Source organism: Streptococcus sp. UMB0029 (assembly GCF_002871495.1).
GTDB lineage: Bacteria > Bacillota > Bacilli > Lactobacillales > Streptococcaceae > Streptococcus.
The window spans coordinates 118,866-130,431 of record NZ_PNGD01000008.1 but is presented as its reverse complement, the minus strand read 5'-3'; the positions used below and the strand labels follow the sequence as shown (position 1 = coordinate 130,431).

The 11,566-nt window shown below is 43.0% G+C and carries 14 protein-coding genes; all 14 read left to right on the top strand.

Features of this window, described 5'->3' with window-relative positions; all coding sequences use genetic code 11:
* Window positions 1-428: LPXTG cell wall anchor domain-containing protein (locus CJ239_RS12175; RefSeq protein WP_257994476.1), on the top strand; the 428-nt coding region annotated here is incomplete at its 5' end.
* 175 nt (window positions 429-603) lie between these two features.
* Window positions 604-1,734 (top strand): radical SAM family heme chaperone HemW, encoded by a 1,131-nt coding sequence (gene hemW / locus CJ239_RS06930; RefSeq protein ID WP_102211019.1) that lies wholly within the window; start codon window positions 604-606, stop codon window positions 1,732-1,734.
* 4 nt (window positions 1,735-1,738) lie between these two features.
* Window positions 1,739-2,476, top strand: a complete 738-nt coding sequence (locus tag CJ239_RS06925; protein WP_102211018.1) for an acyl-[acyl-carrier-protein] thioesterase — start codon at window positions 1,739-1,741, stop codon at window positions 2,474-2,476.
* Window positions 2,477-2,486: 10 nt separating this feature from the next.
* Window positions 2,487-3,260 (top strand): TIGR01457 family HAD-type hydrolase, encoded by a 774-nt coding sequence (locus CJ239_RS06920; protein WP_102211017.1) that lies wholly within the window; start codon window positions 2,487-2,489, stop codon window positions 3,258-3,260.
* Complete coding sequence (locus CJ239_RS06915) at window positions 3,250-3,867, top strand: TIGR01906 family membrane protein (protein ID WP_102211016.1); 618 nt, start codon at window positions 3,250-3,252, stop codon at window positions 3,865-3,867. The genes CJ239_RS06920 and CJ239_RS06915 overlap by 11 nt, the downstream gene beginning before the upstream one ends.
* Window positions 3,868-4,183: 316 nt before the next feature.
* Window positions 4,184-4,585, top strand: a complete 402-nt coding sequence (locus CJ239_RS06910; RefSeq protein ID WP_000631259.1) for a Spx/MgsR family RNA polymerase-binding regulatory protein — start codon at window positions 4,184-4,186, stop codon at window positions 4,583-4,585.
* The gene (locus tag CJ239_RS06905; protein WP_102211015.1) at window positions 4,585-4,863 is read left to right on the top strand and encodes a UPF0223 family protein; all 279 of its coding nucleotides are present in this window, start codon (window positions 4,585-4,587) and stop codon (window positions 4,861-4,863) included. Before CJ239_RS06910 ends, CJ239_RS06905 begins: the two co-directional genes overlap by 1 nt.
* Window positions 4,853-5,626, top strand: a complete 774-nt coding sequence (locus CJ239_RS06900) for an inositol monophosphatase family protein (protein ID WP_102211014.1) — start codon at window positions 4,853-4,855, stop codon at window positions 5,624-5,626. The genes CJ239_RS06905 and CJ239_RS06900 overlap by 11 nt, the downstream gene beginning before the upstream one ends.
* Window positions 5,627-6,931 (top strand): RsmF rRNA methyltransferase first C-terminal domain-containing protein, encoded by a 1,305-nt coding sequence (locus CJ239_RS06895; protein WP_102211013.1) that lies wholly within the window; start codon window positions 5,627-5,629, stop codon window positions 6,929-6,931.
* Window positions 6,932-7,303: 372 nt separating this feature from the next.
* Complete coding sequence (locus CJ239_RS06885) at window positions 7,304-8,182, top strand: phosphate ABC transporter substrate-binding protein PstS family protein (RefSeq protein ID WP_102211011.1); 879 nt, start codon at window positions 7,304-7,306, stop codon at window positions 8,180-8,182.
* Window positions 8,182-9,099 carry a phosphate ABC transporter permease subunit PstC gene (gene pstC / locus CJ239_RS06880; protein WP_049495124.1) on the top strand — a complete coding sequence of 306 codons (918 nt, stop codon included), beginning with the start codon at window positions 8,182-8,184 and terminating at the stop codon, window positions 9,097-9,099. Before CJ239_RS06885 ends, pstC begins: the two co-directional genes overlap by 1 nt.
* The gene (pstA, locus tag CJ239_RS06875; RefSeq protein WP_000543046.1) at window positions 9,089-9,973 is read left to right on the top strand and encodes a phosphate ABC transporter permease PstA; all 885 of its coding nucleotides are present in this window, start codon (window positions 9,089-9,091) and stop codon (window positions 9,971-9,973) included. Before pstC ends, pstA begins: the two co-directional genes overlap by 11 nt.
* A 10-nt stretch (window positions 9,974-9,983) precedes the next feature.
* On the top strand, window positions 9,984-10,787 hold the full coding sequence (pstB, locus tag CJ239_RS06870; protein WP_020900241.1) for a phosphate ABC transporter ATP-binding protein PstB: 804 nt from the start codon (window positions 9,984-9,986) through the stop codon (window positions 10,785-10,787).
* Between the two features lie 12 nt (window positions 10,788-10,799).
* Window positions 10,800-11,558, top strand: a complete 759-nt coding sequence (pstB, locus tag CJ239_RS06865) for a phosphate ABC transporter ATP-binding protein PstB (protein WP_000133485.1) — start codon at window positions 10,800-10,802, stop codon at window positions 11,556-11,558.
* Window positions 11,559-11,566 lie beyond the last annotated feature (8 nt).

The window sequence follows — 11,566 nt, the reverse complement described above, 5'->3', positions numbered from 1 at the left end:
ACGGTAAAGGTAAAGTACCAAATAGTGAATTACCAGAAGGTAAAGTACCAGGAACTGCTAAGATTACAGAACCAGGTAAACCAGCTGTAGAAGTTCCAGTAGAAACTCCAGCTAAGGTAACACCAGCAACACCAACAGATACAATTCCAGTTGCACCAGTGACACCTGATACGCCAGTCAAACCTGACACTAATGGAGGTTCTGGTCAAGATACACCAGCACCAGCTACTCCAACTCCAAATGCAGTTACTCCGAATGCAGATCAGATAGATACTAAGACTACTGTTGATAATGGAGCTAAGTCAAATGATTCTCAAAATGTATTGCCAAATACAGGAACAGAATCAAATGCGACTCTTGCATCTCTAGGACTTCTTGGACTATTGAGTGGATTTGGACTTGTAGCTCGCAAGAAAAAAGAAGACTAAAAATTTAGTCAGATGAACATTCATTCTTTTGTATTGTAAAGACAAACTAGATTGGTTCTGGGAATCGTGTTAGTCATAAAATACAAAGAATGATTAGATAAAAAAAGCGAACAATGCTAGAATTTTGTTAAACGGAATTCTAAGTATTGTTCGCTTTTTGTGGTATAATAAGACTATGCAGAAGAAACCAACGTCAGCCTATGTGCATATCCCGTTTTGTACCCAGATTTGTTATTATTGTGACTTTTCAAAAGTTTTTATCAAGAATCAGCCGGTAGATAGTTATTTGGAACATCTGTTAGAAGAGTTTCAATCTTATGATATTCAAAAGTTGCGAACCCTCTACATCGGTGGTGGGACACCAACAGCCCTGTCAGCTCCGCAACTGGAGGTGTTATTGAAGGGCTTGACTAAAAACTTGGACTTGTCAGTCTTGGAAGAGTTGACTATTGAGGCCAATCCAGGCGACTTGGATGCGGATAAGATAGCCGTTTTGAAGAACTCGGCTGTCAATCGTGTTTCACTAGGTGTGCAAACCTTTGACGACAAAATGCTGAAAAAGATTGGGCGTAGTCATTTGGAGAAGGACATTTATGAAAATATCGACCGCCTGAAACTGGCTGGTTTTGACAATATCTCTATTGACTTGATTTATGCACTGCCTGGTCAGACTATGGAGCAAGTTAAGGACAATGTGGTTAAGGCCATTGGGCTGGATATTCCCCACATGAGTCTCTATAGCTTGATATTGGAAAATCACACGGTCTTTATGAATCGTATGCGACGAGGGAAATTGCCTCTGCCTAAGGAAGAACTGGAAGCTGAGATGTTTGAGTACATCATCGCAGAGCTGGAGCGAGCGGGTTTTGAGCATTATGAGATTTCCAATTTCTCCAAACCTGGTTTTGAAAGTCGCCACAATCTCATGTACTGGGACAATGCCGAATACTATGGCATCGGTGCTGGGGCATCTGGTTATGTCAATGGTGTTCGTTATAAAAATCATGGTCCCATTCGTCATTATCTTAGTGCGGTTGAGGAAGGCAATGCTCGTATTACAGAAGAGCACCTGAGTCAAAAAGAGCAAATGGAAGAAGAAATGTTCCTGGGGCTTCGCAAGAAATTAGGGGTCTCTATGGCGCGATTTGAGGAGAAATTTGGTCGGCCGTTTGAGGGGCTTTATGGAGAAATTGTCAGAGACTTGGTGCAACAAGGTCTCATGCAAATAGACGGTGATCGCGTGCGTATGACAAAGAGAGGTCTCTTTTTGGGAGATACTGTAGCAGAACGATTTATTTTGGAGTAGGATCATGGGCTTAACTTATCAAATGAAAATGAAGATTCCTTTTGATATGGCTGATATGAACGGTCATATCAAACTTCCAGATGTGATTTTGCTGTCCTTGCAAGTTTCAGGGATGCAGTCGATTGAACTGGGAGTTAGTGATAAAACCATTTTGGAGGACTATAATCTGGTCTGGATTATCACAGAATACGATATTGAGGTGGCTCGTTTGCCTCGTTTTGCAGAAGAAATCACTATCGAAACGGAAGCTCTGAGCTACAATCGGCTCTTTTGCTACCGTCGCTTTACCATTTATGATGAAGCAGGTCAGGAACTCATCCACATGATGGCGACCTTTGTTCTCATGGACCGAGACAGTCGAAAAGTTCATGCTGTTGAACCTGAGATTGTGGCTCCTTACCAGTCTGATTTTGATAAAAAGCTTATCCGTGGGCCAAAGTATGAGTCCCTGAAAGAGCCAGTCAGCAAGGATTACCATGTTCGTTTTTACGACTTGGATATGAATGGCCATGTCAATAACAGTAAATACTTGGACTGGATTTTTGAGGTCATGGGAGCGGACTTTTTGACCCAGTATATTCCCAAGAAAATCAATCTCAAGTATGTCAAGGAAGTTCGACCAGGTGGGGTGATTACATCGGCTGTTGAACGGACTGGACTGGAAAGCAAGCATGAAATTACAAGCGACGGGGCTACCAATGCCCAAGCAATCATCACTTGGCAAGAAATAAAAAAGGATTAGGGAGAAATAGATGAAATATAAAGGCTATTTAATTGACTTAGACGGAACGATTTATAAGGGGAAAGACAGAATTCCAGCAGGAGAGGCTTTTGTCCATGAATTGCAAAAGCGGGATATCCCCTATCTTTTTGTGACCAACAATACAACCCGCACTCCAGAGAGTGTTCAGGAGATGTTGGTTCAGAATTTTAATATCGATACGCCCCTATCGACTGTCTACACAGCGACTTTGGCGACTATCGACTATATGAACGACTTGGGGCTGGAAAAGACGGTCTATGTCATTGGTGAAGCAGGGCTCAAGGAAGCCATCAAGGCGGCTGGTTATGTCGAAGACAAGGAAAATCCAGCCTATGTGGTAGTAGGACTGGACTGGCAAGTCGACTATGAAAAATTTGCCACAGCGACTCTGGCTATCCAAAAGGGTGCCCACTTTATCGGAACCAATCCTGACCTCAACATCCCGACAGAACGCGGTCTTTTGCCAGGAGCAGGTTCGCTAGTAACTCTCCTTGAAGTAGCAACACGAGTGAAGCCTGTTTATATTGGAAAACCAAATGCCATCATTATGGACAAGGCGGTTGAGCACTTAGGCTTAGAACGTGAAGAGTTAATCATGGTCGGGGACAACTACCTAACTGATATCCGAGCTGGGATTGACAATGGTATTCCAACGCTCTTGGTGACGACAGGTTTTACCAAGGCAGAAGAAGTAGCAGACCTACCAATCGCACCAACTCATGTGGTTTCTAGCCTTGCGGAGTGGGATTTTGATGAAAACTAAACTGACCTTTTGGGGTTCTATGCTCTTTCTCCTCTCTCTTTCAATCCTTCTGACTATTTATCTGGCTTGGATTGTTTATCCAGTGGAAATTCAGTGGCTGAATTTAACAAATCGGGTCTATTTAAAACCAGAAACCATTCAATACAACTTTCATATCTTGATGAATTACCTGACTAATCCTTTTAGTCAGGTTCTAGATATGCCAGATTTTCGTTCGTCAGCAGCTGGTTTGCACCACTTTGCAGTGGTGAAGAATCTCTTTCACTTGGTACAGCTAGTTGCCTTAGTGACTCTACCAAGTTTCTATTTCTTTGTCAAAGGGATTGTGAAAAAGGGCTTTCTATCTCTATTTAGTAAAGGGCTTCTGACTCTAGTGGTCTTGCCTTTACTGATTGGTCTTGGAGGAGTTTTGATTGGTTTTGACCAGTTCTTTACCCTTTTCCATCAAATTCTCTTTGTGGGAGATGATACCTGGCTTTTTGACCCAGCCAAGGATCCTGTTATACTGATTTTGCCAGAGACCTTTTTCCTGCATGCCTTCCTCCTCTTTTTCGCCCTCTATGAAATCTTCTTTGGCTATCTGTATCTGAAAAGTCGTAAGCAGTAATACTAAGGATGTTTCTGGTTTGCATAAATAAATTAAGTATGTGATTTGAAACTATTGTCAATACTCAATGAAAATCAAAGAGCAAGTTAGGAAACTAGCTGCAGGCTGTACTTGAGTACGGCAAGGCGACGTTGACGCGGTTTGAAGAGATTTTCGAAGAGTATAAGAGTGAATTAACTAATTCTGAATAGTGTCAATCGTTCGCAAGCAGTCTATTTTTCTTGAAAAAATAGGCTTTTTTTCTAAAAATCCCTAGTCAAGCGCTTTATTTTTTTGTATAATAGAACTAGCAAAGTATAGATAAGAAGAGAAAAGCATGATTACACTATTTCTATCACCGAGCTGTACATCATGTCGTAAGGCGAAGGCCTGGTTAGAGAAACATAAGGTACCTTTTGTGGAACACAATATCATGACCAGTCCTTTAACAAGAAAAGAATTGCAACACATCCTTTCCTTGACCGAAAATGGTACTGATGACATCATTTCAACTCGTTCAAAAATTTTTCAAAAATTGAATATTGATGTAGAGAGTATTTCGGTATCGGAGTTGCTTCATTTGATTGAGCAGTACCCTAGTCTTTTGCGTCGCCCAATTATTATCGATGCCAAACGTATGCAGATTGGTTTTAATGAAGATGAGATTCGTGCTTTTCTCCCTCGTAGTTACCGTAAGCAAGAGCTAAAAGAAGCAAGAATGAGAGCTGGTATTAGTTAATGAACAAACAGTATAGTTACCCACTAGATTTGTCGTGGAGCACTGAAGAACTTGCTTCAGTGCTTTCTTTTTTTAATGATGTTGAAGCTGCCTATGAAGGCAAGGTAGAGGCTAAAAAGTTACTGGATTCCTATAAGGGATTCAAATTGGTTGTGCCAAGCAAGAGCGAAGAGAAACGTTTGGGACGAGAATTTGAAACGGTTAGTGGCTATTCGCTTTACCGAGCAGTTCATGCTGCCAAGGAAAAAGGGGAAGGAAAGATTTCTCTTGGAAAGTAAGTTTGAATTTGCTAAAGAGCTAATTAAGAAAGCGGGCCAGTATATCCTTGACCACATGCAGGAAGACTTGCAGGTTGAGACCAAGTCTTCTCCAACAGACTTGGTGACCAGACTGGACAAGGAAGTTCAGGAGCTCTTGGTTAGTGAGATTTTATCCCGTTATCCTGAGGATAAGATTTGCGCTGAAGAGGGTTGTCTGCGAGCTTCGGTTCAAGAGGGCAAGGTTTGGGTCATTGATCCCATTGATGGTACCAATAACTTTGTAGCCCAGCAGGAAGATTTTGCTGTCATGATGGCTTATTTTGAAAATGGTCAGGGACAGTTTGGACTGATTTATGATGTGGTCAAAGGGGACTGTTATCACGGTGGTGGAGCCTTTCCCGTTTGTCTAAATAATAAGCCCTTAGCTCCTTTTAAAGCAAAACCACTTGGAGATTTTCTCATTGCAGGGAATAGTGGCATGCTGGAAACCAATGAATGGGGCTTGGCTGATTTGAGTCGAGCGGTTCTTGGTGTTCGTGTCTATGGGAGTGCGGCCATTAGTTTTGCCAAGATTTTATCAGGGCGTTTGTTGACCTATGTCACCTATCTGCAACCATGGGATTATGCTGCCGCTAGTATTTTAGGGGAAAGTCTGGGCTATCAGGTTGTGACCCTATCTGGTCAACCGCTTGATTTTCAAACCAGACAGCCGGTCATGATGCTACCTCTTGAGATGCAGGAGGAAATTCAGTCCTATATTTACGAAAGGAAAAGAACTTAAATGCAATTTCCAGAAGGATTTGTTGAAAAATATGAGAAGATACTAGGAGATGAGGCAAGAGATTTTCTTGCCTCTTTTGAAGAGGAAGCGGTTTCTGCCTTTCGGATCAATCCCTTAAAAGAAGCGCCAGTTTCCTTTTCTGATGCCATTCCTCAAACCCCTTGGGGACATTATGGGAAGGTATCAGGGAAATCGCCTGAGCATGCTACTGGTTTGGTTTATTCGCAAGAACCCGCTGCCCAGATGGTGGCTCAGGTAGCCCAGCCCAGTCCTGGGATGAAGGTCTTGGATTTGGCTGCTGCTCCAGGAGGAAAATCAACTCAATTAGCAGCCTATCTAGCAGGGGAGGGTCTTCTCGTTTCTAATGAAATTTCAAGCAAACGGGCTAAGATTTTAGTAGAAAACATGGAGCGATTTGGAGCGACAAATGTCGTGGTGACCAATGAATCTGCCGACCGCTTGGCCAAGGTTTTTAAGGGCTATTTTGACCTCATTGTCCTTGATGCTCCTTGCTCTGGTGAAGGGATGTTTCGTAAGCAACCAGATGCTATGGACTATTGGAGCTTAGATTATCCGAGTCAATGTGCTAGTTTGCAAAGAGAAATTCTGGCAGATGCAGTAACCATGCTAGCTGAAGGTGGTCGCTTGGTTTATTCAACCTGTACCTGGGCCCCCGAGGAAAACGAAGAGATTGTCAATTGGCTACTGGAGGAGTATGATTTTGACTTGTTGCCAGTAGAGCATATCAATGGAATGGTAGCTGGTATTGGCCTGCCAGAAACGGCTCGTATGTACCCACATCATTTTAAGGGAGAGGGTCAGTTTGTCGCCCATTTGCAATTTAAAGGTGACAATCCAGCACCAAAATGTAAGGCAAGTAAGAGCAATCTTAGCCGTGAACAAGTTGCCTTGTGGCAGGAATTTGGCCAAAAACACCTAAAAATCAATCTACCGGGGATCTTGCAGACTTTTGGAGACCAACTCTATCTCTTACCAGAACTTTTGCCAGATTTAGGGAAACTCAAGATTGCTCGGAATGGCCTGCATCTGGGTACCTTTAAGAAGAAACGCTTTGAACCAAGTTTCGCTCTTGGACTAGCCTTGAAACCGAGTCGGGTCAAGCAGTCAGTTGAAATTGACCCAGAAGCGTTTGTAAAGTATGTGGCTGGAGAAACCGTTCAGCTAGCGGAAAGTCTGCCAAATGGTTGGTACCAAGTTTTGGTTCAAGGAAATGGTTTAGGCTTTGCTAAGGTGACTGGAAATGTTTTGAAAAATTATTTTCCAAAAGGCCTCAGATTCAAGTGAAAATGCTAGTCAAAGTAGCTTGTCTATGTTATAGTGGAAGTATGGATTTTTTTCAAATTGTCTTTCATTTTAAGTCAAAATTAGTGGAGAAGGCAACTGAGCAAATTTCTAGTTAAACCAAGCTAATACTCTTCGAAAATCTCTTCAAACCGCGTCAACGTCGCCTTGCCGTATATATGTGACTGACTTCGTCAGTCTTATCTACAACCTCAAAGCGGTGCTTTGAGCAGCCTGCGGCTAGTTTCCTAGTTTGTTCTTTGATTTTCATTGAGTATAAGAACTTTAGTTGGCTCCCAATTTTAAAAAAGGAAAACATCAATAAATAGTTGAAAAAATTCACAGCATTCACCATTATTTTCAAGGAGAAAAACAGTGAAAAAAAGGAAAAAACTCGCTCTATCCCTTGCAGCTCTTTTGCTGGCAGGTTCTTTGGCGGGATGTGCTAGCTGGATTGATCGTGGAGAATCCATGACAGCTGTTGGCTCAACGGCTCTTCAGCCCTTGGTCGAAGCAGCAGCAGATGAATTTGGCTCTATGCACGTTGGGAAAACAGTCAACGTCCAAGGTGGAGGATCTGGTACAGGTCTGTCTCAGGTTCAGTCTGGAGCCGTTGATGTAGGAAATTCAGACGTATTTGCCGAGGAAAAAGACGGTATCAACGCCTCAGCCCTAGTGGACCACAAGGTTGCGGTAGCGGGCTTGGCAGTGATTGTAAATAAGGAAGTTGATGTTGAAAATCTGACAACTGAGCAACTCCGTAGCATCTTCACAGGCCAAGTAACCAACTGGAAAGAAGTCGGTGGGAAAGATCTAGCCATTTCTATTATCAACCGTGCAGCAAGTTCTGGTTCGCGTGCAACCTTTGATAGTGTTGTTATGGATGGCCAATCTGCCATTCAGAGTCAAGAACAGGATTCAAATGGGATGGTCAAAAACATTGTTTCCCAGACACCAGGAGCCATTTCTTACCTAGCCTTTGCCTATGTGGATGACTCGGTTAAACGCATGAAGTTGAATGGCTATGAGCCGATTTCAGAAAATGTTACAACCAATAATTGGCCTTTGTGGTCTTACGAACACATGTACACACTAGGTCAGCCCAATGAATTGGTGGCAGAATTTCTCAACTTTGTCCTCTCAGATGAAGCACAAAGCGGAATCGTTAAGGGAATGGGTTATATTTCTGTCAAGGAAATGAAGGTTGAAAAAGATGCTGTCGGAACGGTGACAGCACTAGAAGGGAGTCACTAATGAATCAAGAAGAATTAGCTAAAAAATTACTTTCTCCCTCAAAGAACTCTCGTCTAGAGAAACTAGGAAAAGGCTTGACCTTTGCCTGTCTGTCTTTGATTGTCATTATTGTGGCCATGATTTTGATTTTTGTAGCCCAAAAAGGCTTGTCGACCTTCTTCGTCAATGGGGTCAACATCTTTGATTTCCTCTTTGGCCAAACTTGGAATCCTTCAGGTAAACAATTTGGTGCCCTTCCCATGATTTTGGGTTCCTTTATTGTCACAATCCTATCAGCCCTTATCGCAACTCCTTTTGCCATTGGTGCAGCTGTCTTTATGACGGAAGTCTCACCAAAAGGTGCTAAAATCTTGCAACCAGCCATTGAATTGCTGGTCGGGATTCCTTCAGTAGTGTATGGATTTATCGGTTTGCAGGTCGTAGTTCCCTTTGTCCGCAGCGTCTTTGGTGGAACTGGTTTTGGAATCTTGTCAGGGATTTTCGTTCTCTTTGTCATGATTTTACCGACGGTAACTTTTATGACAACGGATAGTTTGCGTGCGGTGCCTCGTCACTACCGTGAAGCTAGTTTGGCTATGGGGGCCACTCGTTGGCAAACCATCTGGCGCGTGACCTTGAAGGCGGCGCGTTCAGGGATTTTCACAGCGGTGGTCTTTGGGATGGCGCGTGCCTTTGGTGAGGCCTTGGCCATTCAGATGGTGGTCGGAAACTCAGCCGTTGTCCCAACTTCACTAACAACACCTGCTGCGACCTTGACCTCTGTGTTAACCATGGGTATCGGAAATACCGTTATGGGTACAGTTGATAATAACGTTCTCTGGTCATTAGCCCTAGTCTTACTCTTGATGAGTTTAGCCTTCAACAGTGTCATTAAATTGATTACGAAAGAAAGAGGAAAGAAAAACTATGCACGCTAAGAAATTAGATAAAATTGCAACAGCTGTCCTCTACTCGATTGCAGGAATTATCGTTGCCATCTTGGCATCCTTGATTCTTTATATCTTGGTTCGTGGTTTGCCCCACATCTCTTGGTCTTTCTTGACTGGCAAATCATCTTCTTACCAAGCAGGTGGAGGGATTGGAATTCAGCTCTATAATTCCTTCTTCCTTCTGGTCATTACCTTGATTATCTCTGTTCCTTTGTCTATGGGAGCTGGGATTTTCCTAGCCGAATACGCCAAAAAAGGTCCTGTGACCAATTTTGTCAGAACCTGTATTGAAATCTTGTCTTCACTGCCATCAGTGGTTGTGGGTCTCTTTGGTTACTTGATCTTTGTAGTTCAGTTTGAGTATGGATTTTCAATTATTTCAGGAGCCTTGGCCTTGACAGTCTTTAACTTGCCTCAGATGACTCGAAATGTTGAGGACAGTTTGAAACACGTTCACCATACGCAGCGTGAAGCTGGTTTAGCCCTTGGGATTTCTCGTTGGGAGACAGTTGTCCATGTGGTCATTCCAGAAGCCCTACCAGGTATTGTGACTGGTGTTGTCTTGGCATCTGGTCGTATCTTTGGTGAGGCAGCAGCTCTTATCTATACAGCAGGACAATCTGCTCCAGCCCTAGACTGGTCTAACTGGAATATTCTCAGTGTTACGAGTCCCATCTCTATCTTCCGTCAAGCAGAAACCTTGGCTGTCCACATCTGGAAAGTCAACAGTGAAGGAACCATTCCTGATGGAACTATCGTATCAGCAGGTTCTGCAGCAGTTCTCTTGATTTTTATCTTGATCTTTAACTTTGGAGCCCGTAAACTCGGAAGCTACCTACATAAAAAATTAACCGCTGCCTAAAGGAGAAGCCATGTCAAAATATAATTGGGATGAAAAGCATATCATCACCTTTCCTGAAGAGAAAGTGGCCCTCTCTACCAAGGATTTACATGTTTACTACGGTAAAAAAGAATCCATCAAGGGCATCGATATGCAATTTGAAAAAAATAAAATTACAGCCTTAATTGGCCCTTCTGGTTCAGGGAAATCAACCTACCTCCGCAGTCTCAATCGTATGAATGATACCATTGATATTGCCAAGGTCACAGGTCAAATCCTCTATCAAGGAATTGACGTCAACCGTCCAGAAATCAATGTTTATGAGATGCGTAAACACATCGGAATGGTCTTCCAACGACCAAATCCCTTTGCCAAGTCTATCTACCGCAATATCACTTTTGCTCATGAACGTGCAGGGGTTAAGGACAAGCAAGTTTTGGATGAAATTGTGGAAACTTCTCTTCGTCAAGCTGCCCTTTGGGACCAGGTCAAAGACGATTTGCACAAGTCAGCCTTGACTCTATCAGGTGGTCAGCAGCAACGTCTCTGTATCGCTCGTGCCATCTCTGTTAAACCAGATATTCTCTTGATGGATGAGCCGGCGTCAGCCTTGGATCCGATTGCGACAGCCCAGCTGGAAGAAACCATGTTGGAATTGAAGAAGGACTTTACCATCATCATCGTGACCCACAGTATGCAGCAGGCTGCGCGTGCTAGTGACTACACAGGATTTTTCTACTTGGGTGATTTGATCGAGTACGATAAGACCTCTAATATTTTCCAAAATGCCAAACTACAGTCGACCAATGACTACGTAACAGGACACTTTGGATAGAAAGGAAACAGTATGACAGAAGCGATTTTACAGGTTTCAGACCTGTCCGTTTACTACAATCAAAAAAAGGCCTTGAATAGTGTTTCCTTATCTTTCCAACCTAAGGAAATTACAGCCTTGATTGGTCCATCTGGATCAGGAAAATCAACCCTCCTAAAGGCTATCAACCGTATGGGGGATCTCAATCCAGAGGTGACTACAACTGGTTCAGTGGTTTATAATGGCCACAACATCTATAGTCCGCGTACTGATACAGTTGAATTGCGCAAGGAAATCGGTATGGTTTTCCAACAGCCGAACCCCTTCCCTATGTCTATCTACGAAAATGTTGTTTACGGGCTTCGTATCAATGGAGTTAAGGATAAGCAGGTTCTGGATGAAGCTGTGGAAAAAGCCTTGCAACGGGCTTCTATCTGGGATGAGGTCAAGGATCGCCTGCATGATTCAGCTATCGGACTTTCAGGTGGACAACAGCAACGTGTTTGCGTTGCCCGTGTTTTGGCAACTAGTCCTAAAATCATTCTCTTGGATGAACCGACTTCAGCCTTGGACCCTATCTCGGCTGGTAAGATTGAGGAAACCTTGTATGGGCTAAAAAATAAATATACCATGCTCTTGGTTACGCGTTCTATGCAACAAGCCTCTCGTATTTCTGACAAGACAGGATTTTTCCTAGATGGAGATTTGATTGAGTTTAACGATACCAAGAAGATGTTCCTCAACCCACAACACAAGGAAACAGAAGATTATATTTCAGGAAAATTTGGATAAGGAGATAA

Coding starts and splice junctions, on each gene's coding strand:
- hemW (WP_102211019.1), top strand. CDS start 604: ATGCAGAAGAAACCAACGTCAGCCTATGTGCATATCCCGTTTTGTACC.
- CJ239_RS06925 (WP_102211018.1), top strand. CDS start 1,739: ATGGGCTTAACTTATCAAATGAAAATGAAGATTCCTTTTGATATGGCT.
- CJ239_RS06920 (WP_102211017.1), top strand. CDS start 2,487: ATGAAATATAAAGGCTATTTAATTGACTTAGACGGAACGATTTATAAG.
- CJ239_RS06915 (WP_102211016.1), top strand. CDS start 3,250: ATGAAAACTAAACTGACCTTTTGGGGTTCTATGCTCTTTCTCCTCTCT.
- CJ239_RS06910 (WP_000631259.1), top strand. CDS start 4,184: ATGATTACACTATTTCTATCACCGAGCTGTACATCATGTCGTAAGGCG.
- CJ239_RS06905 (WP_102211015.1), top strand. CDS start 4,585: ATGAACAAACAGTATAGTTACCCACTAGATTTGTCGTGGAGCACTGAA.
- CJ239_RS06895 (WP_102211013.1), top strand. CDS start 5,627: ATGCAATTTCCAGAAGGATTTGTTGAAAAATATGAGAAGATACTAGGA.
- pstC (WP_049495124.1), top strand. CDS start 8,182: ATGAATCAAGAAGAATTAGCTAAAAAATTACTTTCTCCCTCAAAGAAC.
- pstA (WP_000543046.1), top strand. CDS start 9,089: ATGCACGCTAAGAAATTAGATAAAATTGCAACAGCTGTCCTCTACTCG.
- pstB (WP_020900241.1), top strand. CDS start 9,984: ATGTCAAAATATAATTGGGATGAAAAGCATATCATCACCTTTCCTGAA.
- pstB (WP_000133485.1), top strand. CDS start 10,800: ATGACAGAAGCGATTTTACAGGTTTCAGACCTGTCCGTTTACTACAAT.